The 25,430-nt window shown below is 31.5% G+C and carries 27 protein-coding genes; 15 read left to right on the forward strand and 12 right to left on the reverse strand.

What is annotated here, in order from left to right:
• Nucleotides 1-40: 40 nt before the first annotated feature.
• Nucleotides 41-802 carry a CDP-alcohol phosphatidyltransferase family protein gene (locus Ollyesu_RS12620; protein ID WP_279301582.1) on the forward strand — a complete coding sequence of 254 codons (762 nt, stop codon included), beginning with the start codon at nt 41-43 and terminating at the stop codon, nt 800-802.
• 53 nt (nt 803-855) lie between these two features.
• On the opposite strand, the gene Ollyesu_RS12625 is transcribed toward Ollyesu_RS12620, so the two are convergent.
• From Ollyesu_RS12625 to msrA, 3 genes are read right to left on the reverse strand one after another with little or no spacing between them, the layout of a single operon-like run.
• The gene (locus Ollyesu_RS12625; protein ID WP_279301583.1) at nt 856-1,158 is read right to left on the reverse strand and encodes a hypothetical protein; all 303 of its coding nucleotides are present in this window, start codon (nt 1,156-1,158) and stop codon (nt 856-858) included.
• A gap of 51 nt (nt 1,159-1,209) precedes the next feature.
• Nucleotides 1,210-1,806: a GTP cyclohydrolase I FolE gene (gene folE, locus Ollyesu_RS12630; RefSeq protein ID WP_279301584.1), complete on the reverse strand. Its 597-nt coding sequence runs from the start codon at nt 1,804-1,806 to the stop codon at nt 1,210-1,212.
• Nucleotides 1,796-2,362 (reverse strand): peptide-methionine (S)-S-oxide reductase MsrA, encoded by a 567-nt coding sequence (gene msrA / locus Ollyesu_RS12635; RefSeq protein WP_279301585.1) that lies wholly within the window; start codon nt 2,360-2,362, stop codon nt 1,796-1,798. The genes folE and msrA overlap by 11 nt, the downstream gene beginning before the upstream one ends.
• Nucleotides 2,363-2,537: 175 nt before the next feature.
• Between msrA and Ollyesu_RS12640 the strand changes: the two genes are divergently transcribed.
• The 5 genes from Ollyesu_RS12640 to Ollyesu_RS12660 all read left to right on the forward strand — a co-directional run bounded on the left by Ollyesu_RS12640 (nt 2,538) and on the right by Ollyesu_RS12660 (nt 8,287).
• Nucleotides 2,538-4,994 (forward strand): DUF5916 domain-containing protein, encoded by a 2,457-nt coding sequence (locus Ollyesu_RS12640; protein ID WP_279301586.1) that lies wholly within the window; start codon nt 2,538-2,540, stop codon nt 4,992-4,994.
• Nucleotides 4,995-5,044: 50 nt separating this feature from the next.
• Nucleotides 5,045-5,704, forward strand: a complete 660-nt coding sequence (locus Ollyesu_RS12645) for an ABC transporter ATP-binding protein (RefSeq protein ID WP_279301587.1) — start codon at nt 5,045-5,047, stop codon at nt 5,702-5,704.
• A 3-nt stretch (nt 5,705-5,707) separates the two neighbouring features.
• Complete coding sequence (locus Ollyesu_RS12650; protein ID WP_279301588.1) at nt 5,708-6,265, forward strand: CPBP family intramembrane metalloprotease; 558 nt, start codon at nt 5,708-5,710, stop codon at nt 6,263-6,265.
• Nucleotides 6,265-7,029: a TIGR02757 family protein gene (locus tag Ollyesu_RS12655; protein WP_279301589.1), complete on the forward strand. Its 765-nt coding sequence runs from the start codon at nt 6,265-6,267 to the stop codon at nt 7,027-7,029. Before Ollyesu_RS12650 ends, Ollyesu_RS12655 begins: the two co-directional genes overlap by 1 nt.
• Nucleotides 7,030-7,090: 61 nt before the next feature.
• Nucleotides 7,091-8,287 (forward strand): GAF domain-containing sensor histidine kinase, encoded by a 1,197-nt coding sequence (locus tag Ollyesu_RS12660; RefSeq protein WP_279301590.1) that lies wholly within the window; start codon nt 7,091-7,093, stop codon nt 8,285-8,287.
• A 47-nt stretch (nt 8,288-8,334) separates the two neighbouring features.
• On the opposite strand, the gene Ollyesu_RS12665 is transcribed toward Ollyesu_RS12660, so the two are convergent.
• The gene (locus Ollyesu_RS12665) at nt 8,335-8,661 is read right to left on the reverse strand and encodes a DUF6799 domain-containing protein (protein ID WP_279301591.1); all 327 of its coding nucleotides are present in this window, start codon (nt 8,659-8,661) and stop codon (nt 8,335-8,337) included.
• 104 nt (nt 8,662-8,765) lie between these two features.
• Nucleotides 8,766-10,661: a peptidase M61 gene (locus Ollyesu_RS12670; protein WP_279301592.1), complete on the reverse strand. Its 1,896-nt coding sequence runs from the start codon at nt 10,659-10,661 to the stop codon at nt 8,766-8,768.
• A gap of 149 nt (nt 10,662-10,810) precedes the next feature.
• Between Ollyesu_RS12670 and Ollyesu_RS12675 the strand changes: the two genes are divergently transcribed.
• The 5 genes from Ollyesu_RS12675 to Ollyesu_RS12695 are packed head-to-tail and all read left to right on the forward strand — an operon-like array spanning nt 10,811 to nt 15,431.
• Nucleotides 10,811-12,739 carry a BatA and WFA domain-containing protein gene (locus Ollyesu_RS12675; protein ID WP_279301593.1) on the forward strand — a complete coding sequence of 643 codons (1,929 nt, stop codon included), beginning with the start codon at nt 10,811-10,813 and terminating at the stop codon, nt 12,737-12,739.
• A complete protein-coding gene (locus Ollyesu_RS12680; RefSeq protein ID WP_279301594.1) occupies nt 12,736-13,986 on the forward strand; it encodes a dihydroorotase in 1,251 nt (416 codons plus the stop codon). Before Ollyesu_RS12675 ends, Ollyesu_RS12680 begins: the two co-directional genes overlap by 4 nt.
• Before the next feature lie 3 nt (nt 13,987-13,989).
• Entirely contained in the window at nt 13,990-14,322 is a 333-nt protein-coding gene (locus tag Ollyesu_RS12685) for a hypothetical protein (protein WP_279301595.1), read from the forward strand.
• Nucleotides 14,322-14,969 carry an alpha/beta fold hydrolase gene (locus tag Ollyesu_RS12690; RefSeq protein WP_279301596.1) on the forward strand — a complete coding sequence of 216 codons (648 nt, stop codon included), beginning with the start codon at nt 14,322-14,324 and terminating at the stop codon, nt 14,967-14,969. The genes Ollyesu_RS12685 and Ollyesu_RS12690 overlap by 1 nt, the downstream gene beginning before the upstream one ends.
• Before the next feature lie 15 nt (nt 14,970-14,984).
• Nucleotides 14,985-15,431, forward strand: coding sequence for a hypothetical protein (locus Ollyesu_RS12695; protein WP_279301597.1), 447 nt, complete (start codon nt 14,985-14,987; stop codon nt 15,429-15,431).
• Between the two features lie 32 nt (nt 15,432-15,463).
• Here Ollyesu_RS12695 and Ollyesu_RS12700 read toward each other — a convergent pair whose 3' ends face one another.
• Nucleotides 15,464-15,961, reverse strand: a complete 498-nt coding sequence (locus Ollyesu_RS12700; protein WP_279301598.1) for a hydrolase — start codon at nt 15,959-15,961, stop codon at nt 15,464-15,466.
• A gap of 12 nt (nt 15,962-15,973) precedes the next feature.
• A complete protein-coding gene (locus Ollyesu_RS12705; protein WP_279301599.1) occupies nt 15,974-16,735 on the reverse strand; it encodes an MBL fold metallo-hydrolase in 762 nt (253 codons plus the stop codon).
• A 93-nt stretch (nt 16,736-16,828) separates the two neighbouring features.
• On the opposite strand from Ollyesu_RS12705, the gene Ollyesu_RS12710 reads away from it, so the two are divergent.
• Entirely contained in the window at nt 16,829-18,283 is a 1,455-nt protein-coding gene (locus Ollyesu_RS12710) for a TonB-dependent receptor (protein ID WP_279301600.1), read from the forward strand.
• A gap of 184 nt (nt 18,284-18,467) precedes the next feature.
• On the opposite strand, the gene Ollyesu_RS12715 is transcribed toward Ollyesu_RS12710, so the two are convergent.
• The 5 genes from Ollyesu_RS12715 to Ollyesu_RS12735 all read right to left on the reverse strand — a co-directional run bounded on the left by Ollyesu_RS12715 (nt 18,468) and on the right by Ollyesu_RS12735 (nt 23,175).
• Nucleotides 18,468-19,016 carry a 1-acyl-sn-glycerol-3-phosphate acyltransferase gene (locus Ollyesu_RS12715; RefSeq protein WP_279301601.1) on the reverse strand — a complete coding sequence of 183 codons (549 nt, stop codon included), beginning with the start codon at nt 19,014-19,016 and terminating at the stop codon, nt 18,468-18,470.
• A 1-nt stretch (nt 19,017) separates the two neighbouring features.
• Complete coding sequence (locus tag Ollyesu_RS12720; protein WP_279301602.1) at nt 19,018-20,100, reverse strand: iron-containing alcohol dehydrogenase family protein; 1,083 nt, start codon at nt 20,098-20,100, stop codon at nt 19,018-19,020.
• A 40-nt stretch (nt 20,101-20,140) separates the two neighbouring features.
• Nucleotides 20,141-20,845 (reverse strand): HAD family hydrolase, encoded by a 705-nt coding sequence (locus Ollyesu_RS12725; RefSeq protein ID WP_279301603.1) that lies wholly within the window; start codon nt 20,843-20,845, stop codon nt 20,141-20,143.
• Nucleotides 20,836-21,564, reverse strand: coding sequence for a 3-deoxy-manno-octulosonate cytidylyltransferase (gene kdsB, locus Ollyesu_RS12730; RefSeq protein WP_279301604.1), 729 nt, complete (start codon nt 21,562-21,564; stop codon nt 20,836-20,838). Before kdsB ends, Ollyesu_RS12725 begins: the two co-directional genes overlap by 10 nt.
• A gap of 180 nt (nt 21,565-21,744) precedes the next feature.
• Nucleotides 21,745-23,175, reverse strand: coding sequence for an ATP-binding domain-containing protein (locus tag Ollyesu_RS12735; protein ID WP_279301605.1), 1,431 nt, complete (start codon nt 23,173-23,175; stop codon nt 21,745-21,747).
• Nucleotides 23,176-23,299: 124 nt separating this feature from the next.
• Here Ollyesu_RS12735 and Ollyesu_RS12740 point away from each other — a divergent pair, with 124 nt between their 5' ends.
• The 3 genes from Ollyesu_RS12740 to rsmD are packed head-to-tail and all read left to right on the forward strand — an operon-like array spanning nt 23,300 to nt 25,402.
• Nucleotides 23,300-24,040 carry a hypothetical protein gene (locus tag Ollyesu_RS12740; protein WP_279301606.1) on the forward strand — a complete coding sequence of 247 codons (741 nt, stop codon included), beginning with the start codon at nt 23,300-23,302 and terminating at the stop codon, nt 24,038-24,040.
• Complete coding sequence (locus Ollyesu_RS12745) at nt 24,024-24,845, forward strand: DUF3822 family protein (RefSeq protein ID WP_279301607.1); 822 nt, start codon at nt 24,024-24,026, stop codon at nt 24,843-24,845. The genes Ollyesu_RS12740 and Ollyesu_RS12745 overlap by 17 nt, the downstream gene beginning before the upstream one ends.
• Nucleotides 24,845-25,402, forward strand: coding sequence for a 16S rRNA (guanine(966)-N(2))-methyltransferase RsmD (gene rsmD, locus Ollyesu_RS12750; RefSeq protein ID WP_279301608.1), 558 nt, complete (start codon nt 24,845-24,847; stop codon nt 25,400-25,402). Before Ollyesu_RS12745 ends, rsmD begins: the two co-directional genes overlap by 1 nt.
• Nucleotides 25,403-25,430 lie beyond the last annotated feature (28 nt).

The following is a 25,430-nucleotide window of genomic DNA, read 5'->3' on the forward strand; positions in this document are numbered from 1 at the left end:
ATCTGGTATATTCCGCAACACATTTTACGTATGACTATTCATGTCAAAATTACCCAAAGCGCATAAATTTATTGATCTTTCAGATTACGGAAGACCTATAGCAAAACTTATAGCCAACAGTTTAAAAAACACGCGCTTCACTCCTGTCCATGTAACTTTAGTCTTTATTTTATCTGGCTTAATAGCAGTATGGTGCATAATTACAGAACAATTTTGGGCTGCAGCACTATTTTTGATTTTAAAATCTGTTTTGGATGCTGCAGATGGCGAATTGGCAAGAGTAAAAAACACACCGTCTTATACTGGACGCTACTTAGACTCGGTTGCAGACATATTACTAAATGCTATAATTTTTACAGCACTTTGGCACATTAGTAACGCATCAATTTGGATGACCATTTTAGCTTTTTTAGGACTTCAGCTTCAAGGGACGTTATACAATTACTATTATGTAATTTTAAGAAATAAATTTGATGGTGATACCACTAGTCGCATTTTTGAAAACAAAATGCCAACAGCGCTTAAGGGAGAGAAACAAAAACACGTCAATATTCTGTTTAAATTATATAAACTACTTTATGGTATTTTTGATAAAGCTATATATGTCCTAGATCCACGTGCTGCTTATGGAAAAATTTTTCCTAATTGGTTTATGACAGCTGTATCTACTTTTGGCTTAGGGTTTCAATTACTACTAATTGCAGTATTGTTAGTCGTTGGACTTAAAGAATATATTATTCCGTTTTTTACAATATACTCTGTAATGATTTTCATCTTTATAGCCATTAGAAAAGGGTTATAAGTAAAAAGCATTTCTTTACAGAAATGCTTATAATCTATTGGGTATATAACGGTTTATTTAACTTCGATAGTTTTTTCTTTTGAAGTATTACTTAAAACATAGATGTAAAACCACATTACGGTAAAGGATGGTATCACATCTAAACCAGGCAATGCTTCTTCTATAAAAGTAAATATAGCTGCGATTTTTCCTGTACGTCCTTTATATAATTTGGTCATTAACCAAGCAGATGCTGGAGCCCATACTATATCAGCAAATTCTCCAATTCCTGGAATAATAAAAGAGACGTATCCTAGAGCGTCAAAAAGTAATCCTAAAAATAGCTTAGCGTATTTATTTGTATTGTTTAAATTCATTTAATTAATTTATAATCTATGAATGATAAAGCAAATAGCATTCCAAAAAACCTAACTTAATTTAGAGTTAATTAGATTTAAAAATTCGGTACGCGTTTCTATGTTTTCAAAAGCTCCTCTAAATCCAGAGGTCGTAGTTACCGAGTTTTGTTTTTGCACACCACGCATTTGCATACACATATGACTAGCCTCTAAAACGACAGCTACACCTTCTGGTTTTAAAGTATCATTAATACAATCTAATATTTGATGTGTTAAACGCTCCTGGACTTGTAAACGTCTAGAAAATACATCGACAATTCTAGGTAACTTACTTAAACCTACTATGTGTCCATTTGGAATATATGCAATATGGGCTTTACCAAAAAATGGTAAAATATGATGCTCACAAAGCGAATAAAACTCGATATCTTTTACAATTACCATATCGTTGTAATCTTCAGCAAACATGGCACCTTTAAGTATTTTGGCAGCATCTTGTGCATAGCCTTGTGTTAAAAATTGCATGGCTTTTGCAGCACGTTCTGGAGTTTTTAATAAACCTTCACGATTACTATCTTCGCCTAAATCTTCAATAATACTTTTATAACGGTCTGTAACATCATCTGTAACTTTAATGTTATACTCTTCAAACTTTTTATATGGCATCTTTTGATGTGTTTTCTTTTAATTTATTACCGTAATACGTCTTTATTTTATTGATTTTTGGATCAATAACAAATTGACAATAAGAGGCTTCTCTGTTTCTGTCATAATAAGACTGATGGTCATCCTCAGCTACGTAAAAAGGACCTAATTCTGTTACTTCTGTAACGATTGGACTATCAAAGACCTTTTCTTTTTCTAATAATCTAATAAACGCTTCAGCTTGTTGTTTTTGAGATTCAGAATTATAAAAAATAGCCGATCGATATTGCGTACCAACGTCATGACCTTGTCTGTTTAATGTTGTTGGGTCGTGTGTTGCAAAAAAGATTTCTAACAATTCGGTATAACTCACTTTATCATCATCAAAAAATATTTGGATACCTTCTGCATGACCTGTTCTACCTGTGCAAATTTCTCTATACGCTGGATTTTTAATTTGTCCACCTGTGTAACCAGAAACCACACGCTCTACACCATCAATTCTTAAAAACACTGCTTCGGTACACCAAAAACAACCTCCAGCAAATGTAGCAATTTGTAAATTTTTATTTTCCATATTGTAAAAATAACTAATTCTGTTTAGGATATGTAAGTAATGAGGTGAACAAAATGGAGATTTAACGTTTAATTATGAGTTTATTTTAGCATCAAATTTAGTTTTGTAATATCATACTGTAACAAAGTAAAAAAAACAAAGTCTTTAAACAGTAACCATCAATCAAAAAAACCAAATGAAAACTTATCTAGTTTTATTCTTCGCTTTAGTTATTTCTTTTCAAATAAAAGCACAAGACAAAAAAACATATCAAATAGAACGTACGGATTCGCCTCCAAAAATTGATGGCGTTCTAGACGATAAAGCTTGGATTGATGCGCAAGTGGCTACAGACTTTACCGAGTTTAGACCTGATGTTGGTGATACTGCAGCAGAACATAAAAAAACAAAGGTTAGAATGACATATGATGATTCTGGTATTTACGTAGCAGCATATTGTTATGATGATCCTGAAGATATCATGCGTCAATTTACACAACGTGATAATTTTGGGCAATCCGATTTTTTTGCAGTTATTTTTAATCCAAATAATGACGCACAAAACAATACAGAATTTTTTGTATTTAGTTCTGGCACACAAGCAGATGCTGTGGAAAGCCCTAATATTGGTGAAGATTTTGGGTGGAATGCAGTTTGGGAAAGCAGCGTTAACATTGTTGATGACGGATGGATTGTCGAGATTAAAATCCCGTATCGTTCCCTTCGTTTTACACAACAAGAGGATCCAACTTGGGGCATTCAATTTCATAGACATTACAGAAAAACGCGCGAGCAAATGACATGGAATGCTATTGATGTGACCAAGGGTAACATTGGATTATATAATGCAGAATTAAAAGGCATAAAAAACATAACACCTCCAACCAGATTAAGCTTTTTTCCATATGCTTCAGGATTAGTCAGTACGTTTGATGGTGAAACAGATACCGATTTAGCAGCAGGTTTAGATATTAAATATGGTATTACTGAAAACATTACGTTGGATGCGACTTTAATACCTGATTTTAGTCAAGCTGGTTTTGATAATGTCGAATTAAATCTAGGTCCTTTTGAACAACAATTTGCTGAACAACGACAGTTTTTTACTGAAGGTGTTGATTTGTTTAGTAAAGGAAATCTATTCTACTCAAGACGTATTGGTGATAGACCATCTGGACGTGTTAACTTAAATAGTAACGAGTCTATTGAAGAGTTTCCAGAGAAAGTACAACTACTTAATGCTGTAAAAGTATCTGGTCGTACTAAAAAAGGATTAGGGATTGGTTTTTTTAATGCCATTACAGATAAAACAGAAGTAGCCATTACTAATAATGACACTGGAGAAAGACGTAAACAAGTTGTAGAACCTTTGGCTAACTATAACATTATGGTTTTAGACCAACAGTTTAACAAAAACTCGTCAGTAACACTAATAAACACAAATGTTACAAGAAATGGAGATTTTAGAGATGCCAATGTTACAGGATTATTATTGGATGTACTAAATAAAAAAAATACATATGGTGCAATTGGTCAAGTAAAAATGAGCACGTTTAACGACGTCCCTAACAAAGAAAATGGATATAATGCCTTTTTTAGAGTTGGAAAAGCAAGTGGTAAATTTAGATACAGTGTAGACTATAGTTATGCAGATGAAAATTATGATATTAACGATTTAGGTATCTTATTTAGAAACAACTACAGCAATTTTGGTGCGGATGTTAGCTACCGTATTTTTGAGCCTAGTAAGCTCTTTAACCAAATGTACATTGGTAGTTGGATAAACTATAGACAATTAGCTAACCCTAATACATATACTGGTGGAAATGTTGGATTTAATTTTAATGCACAAAGTAAAAAGTTACACAATTTTGGTATAAATGCAAATTGGAACTACGGAAAGCAGTATGATTATTTTGAACCTAGAAACGGATTTGATAGCTTTTTTATAACTGAAGATTATGCACAATCTAATATATGGATGTCTAGTAATTATAACTTATTTTTTGCATTAGATGCTAATTTTGGATATGGTCAGTTTTTAGACGACGATAGAAAAAACTTTAACAACTGGTGGTTTGGATTAAATCCAAGATTTAAATTCAATGAAAATTTCTTGTTAGTATTAGGATTTGATTATGATAATTACTCGGCAGACAGAGGTTATGTCAATGGACAAGATATTGATGATAGAATCATTTTTGGACAACGTGATCGTATAGATATAGAAGCAAGCATTTCTGGAAGTTATAACTTTAATCCATTTAATGCATTAACCTTAAGTTTTAGAAACTACTTAAGTACAGTAACTTACGATGACAACCTGTATGTTTTACAAGACAATGGTTACTTAAGAGAATCTGAAATTTATACAAAAAGCACAGTAAATGGTGACCCAAATTTTGATCCAGATATCAATTTTAATACATGGAATTTAGATTTAAGTTACACGTGGCAATTTGCACCTGGAAGTCAATTAACTGCTTTATACAGAAATCAAATTTTTAATTTTTCTAATAACTCTGAAGCTGGATTTTTCGACAGTATGGACGATTTGTTTAAGCAAGAACAACGCAATACGTTTTCTTTAAGGTTAGTATACTTTATAGATTACAACGATTTAAAAAATGTCCTAAAAAAGAAAACCTCATAAATTGTTATTAATAGCTTAAAGTAGTAATTTCATAGCTTTAAAATCAATCTATGATTCAAGCAAAAAATATTCATAAATATTATGGCGATTTACATGTTTTAAAAGGTGTAGATGTTCATATCAAAAAAGGTGAAATAGTATCTATTGTAGGCGCCTCTGGTGCAGGAAAAACAACTTTACTTCAAATATTAGGAACCTTAGATTTTATTGAAAATAAAACCGAAAGTCAGTTAATTATAAACGGTACTCCAGTTACAAGTTTAACCGAAAAGCAATTAGCACAATTTAGAAATACGCATATCGGATTTATATTTCAGTTTCACCAATTACTACCAGAATTTACAGCTTTGGAGAATGTGTGCATTCCTGCTTTTATCAAAGGGACTTCTAAAACTGAAGCCGAAACACGAGCAAAAGAACTATTAGACTTTTTAGGCTTATCGCAGAGATACAACCACAAACCTAGCGAGTTATCTGGTGGTGAGCAGCAACGCGTTGCTGTAGCACGTGCTTTAGTTAATAATCCAGAATTAATTTTTGCAGATGAACCTTCTGGAAATCTAGATAGCGAAAGTGCAGAAAACCTACACAACCTATTCTTTAAATTGCGTGATCAATTTGGACAAACCTTTGTTATTGTAACGCACAATGAAGAATTAGCTAATCTTGCTGACCTAAAATTAACAATGATAGATGGTAAAATAGTGTAACACATGAAAGCATTATTTTATTCCATCTTAGATTACGTTAAAAATCCACGTTTAAAACAATTAAAACACACAACTGTACAGCAAAAATTAAGTATTGTTTTTGCTTGTATTCCCATTTGCATTGGCTTAGGTCTTAGTTTTGGACTACTAATAAGTATTATGGAAGTTTTGGGCGTTTATAATTCTGACTCACACGCTATAAACAAATTAATGGAGGAGGAATCTCCAGTCTACATTTTACTAACAGCAGTAATACTAGCTCCTATTATAGAAGAATTTATTTTTAGAGGACCATTAACCCTTTTTAGTAAGAAGTACTTTAAACTAGGATTTTACGTTTTAGCTATAGTATTTGGGTATGTGCATCTTTTTAATTTTGAAATTACAACTAAAATACTTGTATTATCTCCATTATTTGTAGCGCCTCAAATTATAATAGGCTTGGTTTTTGGGTATGTTCGCGTCCGATTAGGATTAGTGTATTCTATATTATTACATGGATGTTATAATGGTGTATTAATGATTCCAGCGGTTTTATTTATGGAACAAGCTTTAAAATAATGACTAAAAAAGACCTTAAAGATTTTCTAGACCAAAAGGTAATACTTTACAACACACCAAAGTTTATTGATAGTGATCCTATTCAAATTCCACATTTATACACTAAAAAGGAAGATATAGAAATTGCAGGTTTTTTAAGTGCTACTATTGCTTGGGGAAACCGAAAAAGCATTATCAATAATGCACATAAAATGATGCAATTATTAGACAATAGTCCTTACGACTTTGTAATGCATCATCAAGAGTCTGACTTAGAAAAATTAGAATCTTTTGTACATCGTACCTTTAACGGTATAGATTTTATAACTTTTATAAAAGGATTACAGCACATTTATTCTAACCATGACGGTTTAGAAGCTGTATTTGCTAAACACGCGCAAAAGGATAGCTTACAAGCGTCTATTCATTATTTTAAATCTATTTTTTTTCAGATAGACCATTTACAACGTACACAAAAACACATTAGTGATCCCTTAAAAAATAGTGCTGCTAAACGTATTAATATGTTTTTACGTTGGATGGTTAGACCCAATAACACTAATGTGGACTTAGGTATTTGGACTAGCCTCTCTCCTGCTCAACTCTCATGTCCTTTAGATGTGCATTCTGGAAATGTCGCTAGAAAATTAGGACTTCTTAAGCGTAAACAAAACGATGGAAAAGCATTAGCAGAATTAGACCAATCATTAAGACAATTAGACCCAAATGATCCAGTTAAATATGACTTTGCGTTGTTTGGATTAGGTGTTTTTGAAAAGTTTTAACGAAATATAACTAATTATCAGTATTTTCGTTTGTGTGTACAACGTAAATGAAGCTTACTAAATGATCAAGCCTGAATTCCCTAAGAACGAGCATGAGCGTATCTCATGCGTTAAAGAATATAAATTACTTGACACACTTCCAGAGAGTGATTTTGATAATATTACTAGCTTAGTCGCTACCATTTGTAATGTTCCGATCTCATTAATTACTTTATTAGATACAGAACGTAATTTTTTAAAGTCACATCATGGTGTAGACATACAAGAATCACCAAGAGATATTTCATTTTGTGGACATGCCATTTTACAGGATGATGATATTTTTATTGTTGAAGATTCTAGAAAAGACAAGCGATTCCATGACAACCCTTTGGTAGAAGGTTTTAAAGCCATTTTTTATGCTGGTGTACCTTTAAGAAATGAAGAAGGATTAGCTTTAGGCACTTTGTGTATTTACGATCACGAACCTAGACAACTTACCGATTTACAAAAAAAAGCATTAGTAACTATTGCAAAACAAGTTATGAATTTGTTTGATTTAAGACTGAATAACAGGTTATTAGATGAAACTAAACAAGAATTAACAGATAGAAATACTGAGCTTAATAAGTTTGCTAGTCATGTCTCGCATGATTTGAAATCGCCTTTAGCCAATATTATTTCGTTAACCAATTTTTTAAAAGAAGAAGAAGGAAATAGTTTTACTGAAGAATCTGTTGAATACATTAATTTTATTGAAGAATCTGCCGAATCTTTGAAAAATTACATAGACGGAATCTTAATTCATTATAAGGCTAATGAACTTTTAAATGCAGATAAAGAAAACATAAGTATTCAAAAATTATTTGAAGATGTGCAACGTATACATTTGTTAGATACTGAGCATTTACAGATTGAAAATGTACAACATAATGCATTTATAAACAAAGCTGCAGCCACACAAGTATTGTTAAACTTAGTAGATAACGCTTTAAAATATAATAATAAACCTAGTCCTAAAGTTATTTTAGCTTTTTCAGAAAATGCGGATTATTACCTATTTAAGGTTACAGATAATGGTAATGGTATTGCTAAAGAGCAGCAAAACGAGGTGTTTAAATTATTTAACAACAATAATCAAATAGACGCTAAGGGTAATAAAGGAACAGGTATTGGGTTATTTACCGTAAAAAGTTTAGTGAAAAAACTTGGAGGTACTATTTCATTAAAATCTGAAATTGGTAAAGGCAGCACGTTTCAATTTACCATAGCAAAATAAAAAAAGCCTAATCTTTCAATTAGGCTTTTATATGTTTAGTGTTTACATCAGGATTTCCTCATGTGTTTTATTAACTTTTTAGTTAAGGTTTCTTGGTCTTTATACAAAGTACCACTCATCCCTAAGCATTGTCCATCTTTTAACATCATAGACTTACCATCCTTAGTTACATAAGTACCATCTGTTTTTACTACAGTTTCATTATTAAGCTTCAAATCTGCTTTTAAAGGTGTTACACCATCTACTGTGTAATGAAACACTTTGCTATCTAATAAAATTACGTAATTAGCATCCTCAAGCTTATTAGACTCTTGAGCGATTAAGGAATTTGCACCTAAAAATAAAGTAAATGCAATAAGAATTAATTTTTTCATTGTTATATATTTTTTAGTTTATTAGTTTTAAAAATTTACAACGTGTTGTAAATAATCACTAATTTAAACATTTCAACTACCATGCCAAACTATTTTTTAATTAATTATCCTTTAAGCCAAGCTTGTCTTGTTGCTTTTTGTGTTTGAGTTGCATTTGGATCTTCCGCTAATTTGTTTCCTGTGGTATAAGATTGCGTAGTTTTTGTTTTAATAACAATTTCTTGTCCATCTCTATCTAAAACAACATTAATATCAGTTCCAGGCTGCCACATATACATACTTGTTAAAATTTGTTGTGCTGTACTTAAGTTTAATTCTTTACCATCTACAGATTTAATCACATCACCTGGTAACACACCATTGTCTGCCCAAAAACTATTGTCTTTTACTGCTTCGCTAAATGGTATTGTCATTGTCTCTCTGTTTGGTGCAAAAATCAATACACCATCGTTTTGTATATAGTTGGTTTTTACGCGACCACTATCCATAGTTAATCCAACTTTTTCAAAAAATTTAGAATAGTCAATCGGTGTACCTCCAACAACATGCGTGTTTAAAAATTCACCAACACTTGGATAGGTCATTGCAGTAATTTCTTCAATTAACTTATCATCTTCAAAAGGTTTGTTCTTACCGTATTTATTAGATAATTCTTTCATTAAAGATAAAATTCCACGGTTACCATTACTCTCTTCGCGCATAAGTATGTCAATACACATTCCGATTAAAGCACCTTTCATATAAACATTGTAGTATTGTGGTGCATAAGGATCATCTAACACATTTTCACTCATTTCTGTAAAACTCATACTGTCGTTCATGTTAGAAGCTGTTTGAATTTTACTTAAAATATCACCATAAAATTCTTCTTCATCAATCAAACCTTGATCTACCTGAAATAAGGTTGCAAAATACTCAGTTACACCTTCGTACATCCATAAATGCTTAGAAAATGTTGGCTGGTTGTAATCAAAATAATGCACGTCTTCTGAGTGTACACTTAAAGGTGTTACAATATGAAAAAACTCATGCGACACCACATCTATCATACTTTCAGCTAAAGCTTCAAAAGGCATACTTTCGCTTAAAACAACAACTGTTGATGTGTGATGCTCTAAAGCTCCAAATCCTTTTGGTGATTCTGGTTTACCTTCAGATAAGTATAAATAAATGTCATATCTAGGTGTGCTATTAATGTCTCCTAAGTAGGTTTTTTGTGCTTGCATCATTTTTTCCATAACAGATTTAATTTGTGCTGCACTATGTACTTTGTTTGGAGAATAGACACTTAATACTATTTTGATATCACCAACTTGAAACTCTTCAACATCCAAATCACCATAAAACATTGGGTTATCTGTAATATCAAAGTAACGTGGAGCAAAATAACTTGAAGTTACCAACTGACCGTCTTTACTAGTTGTTTTACCTGTTTCTTGCAGTGCAGAAGTACGCTTGAAACTTGCTGGAGCAGTCACATCTAAACTATATTGACTGTCTTTTAAATTATCAAAATACCCAATAAAACCATGTAAATTTAACACGTAGTTGGTTGACTCTATATTTGTTCCTGCAGGAGAAAAAGGAACCTCTCCACCTATTCCACCACCAGAATTTGCTTCTTGATCAAAAGTATCATTAGCATTGTAGGTAATGTAGTCTAATTCTGTAGCATTAGAAATGGCCCACGTATTAGTATCAACTTTATTAGTTGCTAATTCGTTTCCTTTATAATCAAATGCTTTAAAATCGTCTATATATTTACCAAAGTCGCTTACAGAGTAGGTTCCTTGTACTACTCTTGGTAATCTGTAAGTTACTGTTTCTTCTGTAAAACGTCCTGGATTGATAGTTACAGGAGCTTTGTCGTTAACAACTTTAGATAAATCTATAGTTGTTGCAATTGGAGTTTGAGACGCTAATTTGTCCGTAGTTTTTGTTCCACCACAACCCACTAATAAAAGTCCTGCTGCAATAGTTGTTAATAAAAGTTTTTTCATTGTATGTTATTTTGTTAATGGTCTTAGTTAAAAGACGTTCAAATGTAAAATTTGTTACAGAATCAATACACTAAGATTTTGTTAAAATGTTAATTTGCAGATAGCAATTATATAAAAGCAATTATTATCTTTGACAAACTTTAAATTTAATGCAGTTTAAAAACCCAGAACTTCTTTACGCGCTTTTCTTACTGCTTATTCCCATTATTGTTCATTTATTTCAACTTAGAAAATTCCAGAAGGAATATTTTACTAATGTTGCCTTTTTAAAGAAAGTACAATTACAAACCAGAAAAAGCTCGACTATAAAAAAATGGTTAACCCTATTAACTAGGTTATTACTATTAGCTGCTATTATTATTGCGTTTGCACAACCTTACATTTCTAAATCAGAAACGTTTAATGTAGAAAAAGAAACGGTAATTTACCTTGACAACTCTTTTAGTATGCAAGCTAAAGGCGATAAAGGTGAATTACTAAAACGTGCAATTCAAGATTTAATTAACAACATACCAGATACCGAAAAACTATCACTTATTACCAATACTGAGAATTATAGAAACACAACTATTAAAGCCATTAAAAACGAATTGTTGCAACTCAACTATTCGTCTAACCAATTAACCTATGATGCTGCTTTACTTAAAGCTAAAAAAGCATTTTCTATTGGTAGCAATACCATTAAAAATTTGATATTTATATCCGATTTTCAACAAAATACAGATGATTTAAAAATAAAAAAAGATTCAAGTATTACTTTAAATTTAGTTAAGCTAAATCCTATAAATAAAACTAATACATCTATTGATAGTTTATACATTTCTAAACAAAATGCTAGTAACTTAGAACTTACAGTTATTTTAAAAAATGATGGCTCAGAAATTAAAAACTTGCCTGTTTCCATTTATAATAATAACAACTTATTATCTAAAGCGTCTGTAAATTTAAGCGGAGAAACCAGTACTATTTTTACGCTTCCTAACAATCAAATTATTAAAGGAAAAGTAACCATTGAAGACACACAATTACAATTTGATAACACCTTGTATTTTAATATCAATACGCCTTCAAAAATTAATGTGTTAGCAATTAGTGATGTCAATGCAGATTATTTAAGTCGAATTTTTAGTGAAGATGAATTTAATTTTACATCAAAATCAACCAGCACATTAGATTATAGTTTATTTGATACACAAAATATTATTGTGGTTAATGAAATTGAAACCTTGCCTGAAAACCTGACTACTGCTTTAAAAGCCTTTATAGACAAAGGTGGAGCTGTTGTTTTTATTCCTTCCTCTAAAGGAAATGTATCAAACTATAACACCTTTTTACAACGCAATGGGTTTTCTCCTTTTAGCAATTTAGTCACTTCAGAAAAGCGCATCACAACCATTAACTATTCGCATCCATTATACGCAAATGGTGTGTTTGAAAAACGTGTGAATAACTTCCAATATCCAAAAGTGAATAGCTATTATCCGCAAATTAATAATCAAGCCTCTAGCGTATTACAATTTGAAGACTCTAAACCATTTTTATCGCAAAAAGGTTCTGTATATGTGTTTTCTGCTGCTTTAAACGACCAAAACTCAAATTTTAAAAATATCAATTTAATAGTTCCTACTTTTTATAACATTGCAAAGCAGAGTTTGAATACGTCCACATTATACTACACAATTGGGCAAAATAACAGCTATGACGTTGCAGTTAATTTACAACAAGATGCTGTGCTTACTTTAGTGAATGGTGAGGATAAGATAATTCCTGAACAGAATTATTTTAATAATAAAGTAGTTATTAAAACCAACGAAACACCAGAAAAATCAGGTATCTACGATTTAAAAAACAACACAGAAATTATACAAAACATTAGCTATAATTACAACAGAGACGAAAGTAATTTAACCTACATCAACCTTGATAATTTAGAGTCTGCAACAGTTAGTAATTCCATTACCACTGTATTTGACAATATAAAAAACGATGCTAAAGTTAACGAGTTATGGAAATGGTTTGTAATTTTAGCACTAGTTTTATTGATTATAGAAATGCTCATCTTAAAATATTTTAAATGAACGTCTTAATAAAAACCGCAACCATCATTGATCCATCCAGTAAGTTTCATAATCAAACTTGTGATCTATTAATTGAAAAAGGTAAAATTAGCAAAATTGCTAAAAGCATTAAAAACACTAACAATTCCAAAACAATCGACTTAGAAAATCTACACCTTTCTCAAGGTTGGTTTGATAGTAGTGTATGTTTTGGAGAACCTGGATTTGAAGACCGAGAAACTATTGAAAACGGTTTAAAAACTGCTGCAAAATCAGGGTTTACAAGTGTTGCATTACAAGCCAATACTAGTCCAATAATAGATAGTAATGCAGATGTTGCTTTTTTATTATCAAAAGCACAAAACCATGCAGTTAACTTATTACCTGTTGGTGCTTTAACAAAAAACAGCGAAAGTGTTGATCTAGCTGAGCTTTTTGATATGAAAAACGCAGGAGCAGTCGCATTTTCAGACTACAAAAAACCTATAAAAAATCCTAATTTGCTTAAAATTGCGTTGCAATACGCTAGTAATTTTGGTGGTTTGGTGTGTTCTTTTCCTTTAGACACACAAATTGCAGGTAAAGGAATGGTTAACGAAGAGTTTATTAGTACTTCCTTAGGACTTAAAGGAAGTCCAAATTTAGCCGAAGCCATGCAAGTTGCAAGGGATTTGTTTTTATTAGAATATGCAGGTGGAAAGCTTCATATTCCTACCATTTCTACTGCAGAAAGTGTTGATTTAATTAGACAAGCCAAAGCTAAAAAATTAGACGTATCTTGTAGTGTAGCGATTCATAATTTATGTTTAGCAGATAGTGTTTTAGAGCAGTTTGACACCAATTATAAGGTCAATCCTCCGTTAAGAACTCAAACCGATATTGATGCATTAATTGAAGGACTAAAAGACGGAACTATTGACATGGTAACTAGTGACCATAACCCATTAACCATTGAAGATAAAAATGTAGAATTTGACCATGCAGCTTATGGTACCATTGGCTTAGAAAGTGCTTTTGGAGCGTTAAACAACTTATTTTCTACTAAAAAAACCATACAATTATTAACTAAAGGAAAATCTAGATTTGGTCAAGACCAAACAACAATTAACGAAGGAGAAATAGCCAACTTAACGTTGTTTAATCCAAATACTAAATATGCTTTCTCGGAAACTAATATACTTTCAAAATCTAAGAATAGTGCTTTTTTAGGTCAAGAATTAAAAGGAACAGTCTACGGAATCATTGCCAATAACAAAACTGTACTATAACCTATGAATCAACAAACTATAGAAGAAGGAAAATCGTTAGCTGTAATCAGTTACCTCACCATTATTGGTAGTATTATAGCTATAATTATGAATGGCGAAAAGAAAAACGAGTTTACCACCTTTCATAACAGACAAGGGTTAGGGTTGTGTTTATTATGGATGATTATTGGCTATTTTGTTAGTCAGTTTGATAATATGCAAATTTCTATTGCGTTTTGGATAAGCATGGGATCTTTATTGTTTTTAGGCGTGATGACAGCTATAAATGGGTCTATGAAACCTATCCCCTTTATTGGACCACTATTTCAAAAACTATTTAAAGGATTAGGACAATAATGGAACAATTTGATTTACACCACATCACCAGACCGTCGTCTTTATCAGAACATGCACCTTTACTACTCCTCTTTCATGGTTATGGAAGTGATGAGAATGATTTATTTAGTTTTGCACAAGAGTTACCAGAGGAACTGTTTATTATTTCAGTAAGAGCGCCTTACCCAATGCAACCATACGGAAATGCTTGGTACGCTATTAATTTTGATGCCGAAAAAGGGAAATGGAGCGACAACGAGCAAGCCAAACAATCTAGAGATTTAATAGCCACATTTATAGATCAAGCGGTTGCCCATTATCCTGTAAATAAGGATAAAGTAACGCTTTTAGGTTTTAGTCAAGGGACTATTTTAAGTTACGCAGTCGCATTAAGTTATCCAGAAAAAGTCAAAAATATAATTGCGTTAAGCGGTTATATAAATGAAGATTTATTTGAAGTAAAAAATGCTGAAGCCTACCAACATTTAAGCTTTTATTGCTCTCATGGCACAGTCGACCAGGTGATTCCAGTCGATTGGGCTAGACAAGCACCTAAATTTTTAGAAGCTTTAAATATCAAACACCAATACAGTGAGTTTCCTGTGGGTCATGGTGTTGCACCACAAAATTTTTATGAGTTTAGAGATTGGTTAGAAGGGTTAATTTGATTTAAGTAAAACATTATGATAAGCTCAATTACAAATGGAGGAAAAACACACATTACCTATGCTCATAGGCATTTTCCTAAAATAATCGAACTAAAATGTAAAAAATGTAAATCTAAAGTAATAGCGAAAAACTTAAATGCATCTGATGAAATTGAGCATTTTATTGACATATCTAATATTGAAAAAACATGGAATTTACTGTGTGTAAATTGCACTTATAGAAAAGATTTAGTTTGGGAAGAATTAACTGAATTTGATTTATGGCTAAAAACAGAAATAAGAAATATTAATTTTTGGGCTTGGAATACGGATCATTTAAAAATGATAATAAAAAAACTAAAAAAAGAAGATTTAGCATCTGATAAATGGATGTTTTTTGAAAGCTACATTCCTAAAATTTGGCTTATAAAATTTAACAGCAATAAAGAGATTAGAAAATTAGAAAAATTGATTCAAAAGTAACCTCCAAATTTAATAACTTTTCAAGCTCAAAATTATCTCGTATACAACAAGTAGTCTAACACTTCAAAATCTACTTTTTGATCTGAAGAAATAAAATATTTGATAAGCAGTTCGCCTTCAAATTGTCCATCGGTAAAATCTGCAATAATCCATCTATGATTTAGCATTTTTATGGTATTAAATTGCATTTTCTTCCCTTCTGTAGCTGCATATGGGATTAAAGGGTGTTCTCCATCGACTTCATTTAATTTGTATAATTCGTTTTGAATAAATGGTATTAATGCGTCGCTATCAAGGCTTTTATTATAAAAATAATCTTTAGCCATTTGGTTGTGTCGTAAATCAAATAATGACAAGTCTGTTAACTCTAAGTTCTGAGCGTCAACTTGTGCTTTAAGAGCTGTGTTTTGCGTTTTAAGGGTGTCCATGCGCTTAATGCTATCGTCTAAAATATTTTTAGAATTTACATATTGAAACACCACTATTAGTAGTGTAAATATAAACAGGTACATAAAAATTTTATTCTTCATTTTAATATCCTTTTAAATAGTTATTTGTAGTTGGTCATATGCCAAAAAAACATTGTCTGGTAACTTTTGCTGCACGTCATCATGAAATCCTAATAAGTGACTAATATGTGTAAAATAGGCACGTTTAGGCTTAATAATATTAACCAGTTCCAAAGCTTCTTCTAAATTTAAATGCGAAATATGTGCTTCTTCTCTCAAGGCATTGATTACTAAAACGTCTAAATCTTTAAGTTTATCTAATTCAGCTTTGTCTATAGTTTTAATATCTGTCAAATAAGCAAATTTATCAAATCTAAATCCAAATACTGGTAGTTTGTAATGCAACCCTTCAACAGGAAGTATTTGTTTTCCATTTACGTTAAACACTTCGTTTTTAATTTGGTTGATTTTTACTTTAGGTGCACCAGGATACCTATTTTTAGTAGCAAACACATATTCAAATCTTATTTTAAGCTGTTCTATAACGCGCTGGTGAGCATAGATAGGTAATTCGCCTTGTCTAAAACAAAAGGGTCTAATATCATCTATTCCTGCAGTATGGTCTGCGTGCTCATGGGTAAATAAGATAGCATCAATTTTATCTGGATTAGCACGTAACATTTGCTGCCTAAAATCTGGTCCACAATCCACTACAAACGTATTTTCGTCCCATTGGACCATAATGGATACACGTAAACGCTTGTCCTTTGGGTTATTACTTAAACATACAGGATGTGTGCTTCCAATAACTGGAATACCTTGAGACGTTCCTGTGCCTAAAAATGTGATTTTCAATAGTTGAAGATTTCTCACAAAAATAAGTTATTTTTTTTGTTTGCTATAGTTATTTGATACCTTTGTAAAACTTAACATCATAGGGATTTTTATATGGAAATTACGCTAAAAGGAGACAAGGAATTTGAAAACATTCCGTCTCTAAAAGATAAAGCGCTTCGCATTAACTTAAACGAAAACATTTACGGGACGTTTGCAGAGATTGGAGCAGGTCAAGAAACGGTTCGTCATTTTTTTAGAGCTGGTGGTGCTTCTGGTACTATTGCAAAAGCTATGTCTGCTTATGATAAGGATTTTAGTGATGCCATTTATGGTATTGAAAACGATAGACGTTATGTGACAGAAGCACGTCTGCGTAAAATGCTTTCTCATGAAATAAATCTTATTGAAGAGCGTATTGACAGGGAGAAAAACCCTAACAAGATGTTTTTTAGTTTTGCAAATACTGTTGCTACTATAGATTTTGCAAAAAAATATAAAGGTCATGGTTGGGTAGGCATCAAATACCAAATAGATCCAACAGAAAAAGAATATAACGAGATAGTACTTCATTTACGTTTTAAAGAAAATGATGCGCGTTTACAACAAGAAACACTAGGAATGCTAGGTACTAACCTAATTTATGGTGCTTTTTATAAGTATAACGAACCTAGAAAATTACTGCGTTATTTATATGATCATTTAGACAAAGATCAATTAGAAATTGATACCATAAACTTTTCTGGTCCTGTTTTTAAAGATGTAGATAACCGTTTAATGAGTTTACAATTAGTTAAAAACGGTATGACTGATGCAGTCATGTTTGCACCTGATGGTAATAACGTTCTGCCTGCTAGAGTCCTATATAAAAAGAATATTTTGGCATTACGTGGTAGTTTTAGACCTGTAACCAAAGTAAATATGGATATGTACCAAAAGTCTTTGGACATGTTTATAAAGGAAAATAAAGTGGATGAGGATAAAACACAAGTTATTTTTGAAATTACCTTATCTAATCTAAGAGCAGAAGGAGAAATAGACGAGCAAGATTTTATGGATCGTGCCAGACTACTATGCTCTTTAGGGCAAACCGTATTAATTTCTAATTTCCAAGAGTATTACAAATTAGTAGAATACTTCTCTCAATATACTAAAAGTCGTATGGGATTAGCAATGGGAGTTAACAACTTAGTTGATATTTTTGACGAAAAGTATTACAGACATTTAAGTGGTGGAATTTTAGAAGCGTTTGGAAAATTATTCTTTAAAGACTTACGTGTCTACTTATATCCTATGCGTGATGAAGATGGAAGTCTGACCACTAGCGATAACTTAAAAGTACATCCAAGAATGAAAGAACTTTATAAGTTTTTTAAATACAATGGTAAGGTGGTAGATATCACAGATTATGACCCGAAAACATTAGATGTCTTTTCTAGAAGAGTTTTAAAAATGATTGCTTCTGGAGAAGAAGGTTGGCAACAAATGCTTCCTGAAGGAGTCTCTAAACTAATTACAGAAAAAAGTTTATTTGGATGTGAAACTGAAGAAATTCATCACAACAATTAAAAACAAACAATTACAAAAAAAAGCGACTTTAAATAACATTAAAGTCGCTTTTTGTATGTCGTAGTAGGTAAATGTTTCTTTTTAGGGACTTAAAAAGTTTACTTTATGTTTCATTATTTACTACACAAAGTTTATTTCAAAACTCGTACCAATATTACATTTTTTTTGAAAAATTCCAAAAAAATTAAGAATTTTTTGCAATTTTTCCTTTTACACCCTTAAAAAAAGCTTTCATAAATTTAAAATCTTCTTCGATATTATCTGTAGGGTAAAAAGGTTTAGAAATTTTATTTTGCTTATTTCCAAAATCTAATGTAAACATGATTATTGGGACATTGGCTTGTTTTGCTATGTAGTAAAAACCCGTTCTCCACTCGTCTACTTTACTTCTAGTTCCTTCTGGTGCTAGAGTTAGCCTAAATTCGTCTTTGTTTTCAAATAATTTTGAAATGGTGTGTACTTTATTTTCTTTTGTTTTACGGTCTACTGGTACTCCTCCTACTGCTCTAAAATAGTAACCAAAAGGCCAAGTGAAGAGTTCTTTTTTACCAATAAAATTGGTCTTAACTCCAACTACTTTACGCAGTAAAATACCAATTATAAAATCTAAGTTACTAGTGTGTGGTGCTGAGATAATAACCGCTTTTTTAACGGTATCCTTCGAGAAATTGGTATTACCTACCACCTTCCAACCCAGAATTTTAAAATAAATAAGTTTAGCTAGCCAACGCATATTACATTTTTTGGTATAAAGCTTTTAGCGTGTCTGGAGTAATCGATTTTTTCCAGTTTTTACCTATTGCATTTTCCCAAAGTGGTTCAAGACTTAGTGCTACTTTTATCATGACATCAAAATCTTTATCGGATAAATCTGCGCAAATACCTTGTGGTAAGGTGATGTTGTGGGTGTCTTTCATTTGTTTGAATAACGCAACACCTTCAGGATAATAATCTGCTAAATGATCAAATACTATGCAATTACCAATTCCATGTTTTATACCTAATAAGTAGCTTAAACCATAACTTAAAGCATGGCATACACCTACTTGAGAATAAGCAATACTCATACCACCATGCCAACTAGCCATCATTAATTTATCTTGAGACTCTTCAACTGATAATGTATTATTTAAGAAAATGTCTTTACATAATTCTAAAGCTTTTTCTCCATAAGTTTTACTAAAGGTATTAAGATACGTTCCGTTTAAAGATTCTATACAATGCACATAACAGTCCATTCCTGTATAAAACCATTGGTCTTTTGGAACATCTTTAGTTAATTCTGGATCTAAAATAACTTGATCAAAAGGTGTAAAGTCACTATTAATACCAAGTTTGCGCTCTGGTCCTGTCAGTATAGTAGTTCTGGATACTTCTGCACCTGTTCCAGAAATAGTTGGTATCCCAACATGATAGATAGCTGGATTTTTCACTAAATCCCAACCTTGATAGTCTTTACTTTCTCCATCATTATTTAACATAATAGACACTGCTTTTGCAATATCTAACAAACAACCACCACCAATTCCAATAATACCTGAAGGACGTTCTTTAAAAGTTAAAATAATGTCTTCTACTAATTGGTCTATTTGTTCGGTTTTGGGTTCTTCTTTGGCAGAAACATAAATGACTTTGTCTTGATAAGACAAAGGTATTCTTGATGTTAACCAAGCATTACCCTTAAAAATATCATCTACAAAAAATATAAATGGTGCATTAGTATTTAATCGTTTAGGCTCAATAATTTCGCTTAATTGATTAAAACTACCTCGTCCAAAGATTACTCTGGACACCATCGGAAAATTTTTATAACTCATGGACTTGTTTCTGATTCAAAAATATAGCTTTTTTTGAAAATTAATTTAATAATTTAGGTAATTCTAATAAACTTTTTATGGTTTTATATTGTTTAGACTCGTCATGATTAACTTCTATTTGTTCATGCAACCATGTGGTATGAAAAGGCACGTGTATGGCGTGAGCTTTTATATTTATTAATGGCAAAATATCTGATTTTAAAGAGTTTCCTATCATTAAAAACTCTGAAGGATTTATATCTAAGTGATTTAACAATTTAGAATAATTTGCTTCCTTTTTATCACTTAACACTTCAATATGGTGAAAGTAATCTAACAATCCAGACTTTTCTAGTTTGCGCTCTTGGTCTAACAAATCTCCTTTTGTTGCTACTATTAATCTGTATTTTTTTGATAACTGTTGTAAAATATCTTCGACGCCTTCAAGTAATTCCACATCTTTATTTATCATATCCTTACCAATATCTAATATTTTAGAAATGGTTTTATTGGATACTGTATTATTGGATAATTCTATTGCCATTTCTACCATAGACAACACAAAACCCTTAATACCATAACCATAAACAGGAAGGTTTTTCATTTCCATTTTAAATAGTTCTTGGTCAATTTTATTGGCAGTTTCAAATGCACTTAGCAGTTTAGCAAACTCTAATTCTGCATCTCTAAAATAGGTTTCGTTAACCCAAAGGGTGTCATCAGCATCAAAACCAATGACTTTGATATGACTGTAATCTATTTCCATAATTTTTTTGCACGTTCTAAATCTTCTGGTGTATCAATTTCTACACCTTGCACAGACGTTTCAACCATTTTAATACGTTTTCCGTATTCTAAATATCGTATACATTCAATTTTTTCTGACGCTTCTAATGTTAACATTGGTAAACGATAAAAATCCATTAAAGCCTCTTTTCTAAATGCATAAACCCCTTTGTGTTTGTAATATTTAACATCAACACTTTCATCTCTTGGATACGGAATTGGACTACGTGAAAAGTAAAGTGCAAACTTTTGTTTATCGATAATTACCTTGACTGTATTAGGATTTTTTATTTCTTCCCAATCTGTTATATGAACCATTAGCGATGCTAAATCGACTTGTTTCTCATCGTCATCTTTAAACACTTGTATTAGCTTTTCTAGAGATTCTAACTCAGTAAATGGTTCATCTCCTTGTACATTCACAACAATATCAATATCTAAATCTTCTACAGCTTCTGCAATACGGTCGCTTCCACAGTCGTGCTCTTTTTGACTCATCATAACCTGTCCACCAATTTTTGTGATTTCGTCATAAATTATATCGCTATCAGTAACAACAATTACATCATCAAATAATTTGGTGTTTACAGTAGCTTCGTAAGTACGAGTTATGACTGGTTTTCCTCCTAAATCTTTCATTAATTTTCCTGGAAAACGTGAAGCACTATATCGTGCTGGTATCATGGCTATAATTTTCATCTACATTATTATATTGAACTATAAAAATAGGGTAAATATTGATGGTAGTAAAATAAAGGGGGAATATTATTCCTCTCCCCAACCCTCTCCAAAGGAGAGGGAGCCGAAACGCGATGACTCAAACCCTTTAAAACTACTTACTGAACACTGCGACTGCTAATTAATACTGAATACTGAACACTAATCCACTTCTTCAAAAAATTCGTCTTTAAAACCAATTAAATATAATTTTTCTTTTGCTCTAGTTACTGCTGTGTACAACCATCTTAAGTACTCTTTATCAATGCCATTTGGAAGATAAGGCTGTTCGACAAAAACAGTATTCCATTGTCCACCTTGAGACTTATGACAAGTAATAGCATAGCTAAATTTAACTTGTAAAGCATTAAAATACTTGTTGCCTTTAATTTTTAAGAATTTTTTATAGTTGCTGGTTTCGTCTTCATAATCTTTTTGTACTTCTTGGTATAACCTATTGGACTCTTCGTAAGGTAATGATGGAGTTTCAGCTTCAATAGTATCAAGCATTAAAACAGTTTCAAAAGGTCGCATTTTAGGGTAATCTACCATGCGTACTTTAACCTCTGCAAATCTAAACCCATACAATTCTTTAATACTAAAAATCTCTAAGACTTCAACAATATCGCCATTTGCAATAAAACCAGCTTCTGTTGTGGGTTTAATCCAAAAATAATTATTCTTAACCACCATAAGGTAATCACCAGATGCTAATTCGTTTTCACTAAACAAAATACGACTACGTATTTGTTGGTTATATAAATTGGCGCGTTTATTACTTCTAACTATTATACTAGTTTCCTCATAACCTAACTCGCTGTATGCATCGTTTATAGCGTCCATAATTTCATATCCATCTACCAATCTTACAATGTCTTTAAACGCCTTTAAATTAAATTTAAAACTATCGTAGAAGCTTCCTGCTAAGGTTTCTCTTAAAATGGTAGCATTTTCTAAAATTCCAGAACCTTCACCTTGTCTAACCACTTCGTCCAATTCCATTTTGGTTACAGACTTATTGTAATTTAGGTTTAATATGTTTTCATCTAACGCTGGACTTAACTCTAGTTTTACAGGAGGCAACTGTGCTGTATCACCAATTAGTAATAATTTACATCTATGACCTTGATAGACGTATTGCATTAAATCGTCCAACAAAGATCCATTGTCAAATAATTTTGAATCGCTTGGTGAATCTGGAATCATTGAGGCTTCATCCACAATAAAAATAGTGTCTTTGTGTTTATTAGGCTGCAATACAAATTTAACACCTCCACCTTTTTCTTTTTTTGGGAAATATATTTTTTTATGAATGGTAAACGCTTCCTTTTTTGAATAATTAGAGATAACTTTAGCTGCACGACCAGTTGGAGCCATTAAAACAGCACTTTTTTTTGCTTTCCATAAATTAGTAACAATTGTACCAATAATGGTGGTTTTACCAGTTCCTGCGTAGCCTTTCAATAAAAAAATACCATTTTGTTTATCATTTAAAATAAATTCTGATAACTGTAAAAGTAAAATATCTTGTTTGGAGGTTGGTTGAAACGGAAATTGCTGTTTTATAAGCGAATAAAATTGGGAACTAGTCATTAAATCGTGTGGATTGAAAACTTTTTATCAAATATATAAATCATTTTTACCTACAATGGTTTTTACGAATAAAAAAAAATTGTAGATTTGTCACTGACCTTAATTAAATTTAATAATATAAAATATGAAATTAGCACTTATTATAGTTGGAGCGATTTTACTAACAATTTTAATTGTTTGGCTTATTGACAAATTTGTTCCTGTAAAAGCAAAACCTTTTATAACATTAGCTCTTTGGGGACTTATCATATTTTTAGGATACCTAACATTTGATTCTGTTTATGGTGAAATTAAATTTAATCAATTAAAAGAAAAACGATACGCAGCAGCAATTGAGAACTTAAAAGATATTAGAGATGCTCAATTAGCACATAGAACGGTTACTGGAAAATTTACAAAAAGTTACGACTCGTTAATTAAATTTATTGAGACTGGTAAATTTACCATAGTAGAGAGAAGAGATTCTAGTATAGTAGATGTAGAAAGAACTAGAGCTTATGGTGGTGTAACTACGTATATGGATATCGTTATTACAGATACTATTGGATACGAGCCTGTCAAAGAAAAATTATTTAAAGATTCAGACAGATATAAAACTATGATGAATGTTCCGCTTGCAAAGGAAGGTACAACATTTACTATGAATGCTGGAGAAATAGAACAAGAAAGTGGATTGAAGATTCCAGTATTTGAAGCTTTTGTAATGAAAGACGATATTTTATACGATCAAGACAAAAATTTAGTGCTTAAAGAAAAACAAGTACAATCTGTAGAAGGTGTTAATGGTGACGCTTTACGTGTAGGATCTATGGAAGAAGTTAAAACTATTGGAAACTGGCCAAAAACTTATGGCTCAAACGAATAAAACACATAATACATTAACCAACCTAGAACTGTCCATTCAAATTAGTTTGAGTGGACTTTCTTTTTGTGTATTAGACAGAAGCACAACAACTATCTTAAACTTACACTCTACTAACTTTAAGATAAAAAAATCGCCTACAGATCTTTTAGATGCTGTAAAACATCTATTTAATACCCAAGCGTCTTTACAACAATCGTTTACAACTATTACTGTAATACATGTAAATGATTGGTCTACACTTGTACCAAAACCTTTATTTAAAGAAGAATTTTTAGCAGATTATTTAAAGTTTAATACCAAAATTTTAAAAACAGATTTTATAACTTTTGATGAAATCTCTCAAAACGATAGCGCTAACGTTTACGTTCCTTTCACAAACGTCAATAATTATATTTTTGATCAATTTGGGACGTTTACCTACAAGCACTTTTCAACTATTTTAATAGAACAACTTCTAACTTTTGAAAAACACAATAATACCTCAAAAGTATATGTCAACGTATCAGAATATAATTTTGAAATCATTGCATTTAACAGTGGAGAATTGTTATTATACAACACTTTTGAATACCAAACTAAAGAAGACTTTATCTATTATTTACTCTTTACTTTAGAGCAATTACAACTAAATCCAGAAACTGTAGAACTAGTATTTTTGGGTGAAATAAATGAAGCTGATACTTTATACCAAATAGCTTATAAATATATAAGACATGTGTCCTTTGGTAACCGAATGGACACGTTTGCTTTTAATACGCAACCAAAATCTAACCATTCTAATTTTACGTTACTAAAAAGCCTATAATGCGCATTATATCTGGACAATTTAAAGGAAGACGGATTACAGCTCCAAAAAAATTACCTGTAAGGCCAACCACAGACATGGCTAAGGAAGCCTTGTTTAATATTTTAAATAATCAGTATTATTTTGATTCTGTATCTGTTTTAGATTTATTTGCTGGAACAGGAAATATTAGTTACGAGTTTGCGTCTCGTGGCACAGAACACATTACAAGTGTCGATCAAGATTATGGATGCATAAAATTTATAAACCAGACTGCTGCTAGTTTTGAAATGCCTATACAAACCATAAAAAGTGATGTCTTTAAATTTTTAGAAAGCAGCAAGCAACAAGCCACTATTATTTTTGCAGATCCTCCTTATGATTTCCCTATTGAGGAGTTTGCAAAAATACCAGAATTAGTTTTTGAAAATAATTTATTAGAAACAGAAGGCTTACTAATAGTCGAACACTCTAAACATACCGATTTATCGGATTTATCAAACTATAGTCACTCAAAAAGTTATGGTGGAAATACCTTTAGCTTTTTTGAGAATGAAACTAATGATGAGGAGGAATAAAAAATTATGTCATTCCTGCAAAAGCAGG

Origin of the sequence: Olleya sp. YS, assembly GCF_029760915.1 — a bacterium.
In the GTDB taxonomy this organism is placed as follows: domain Bacteria; phylum Bacteroidota; class Bacteroidia; order Flavobacteriales; family Flavobacteriaceae; genus Olleya.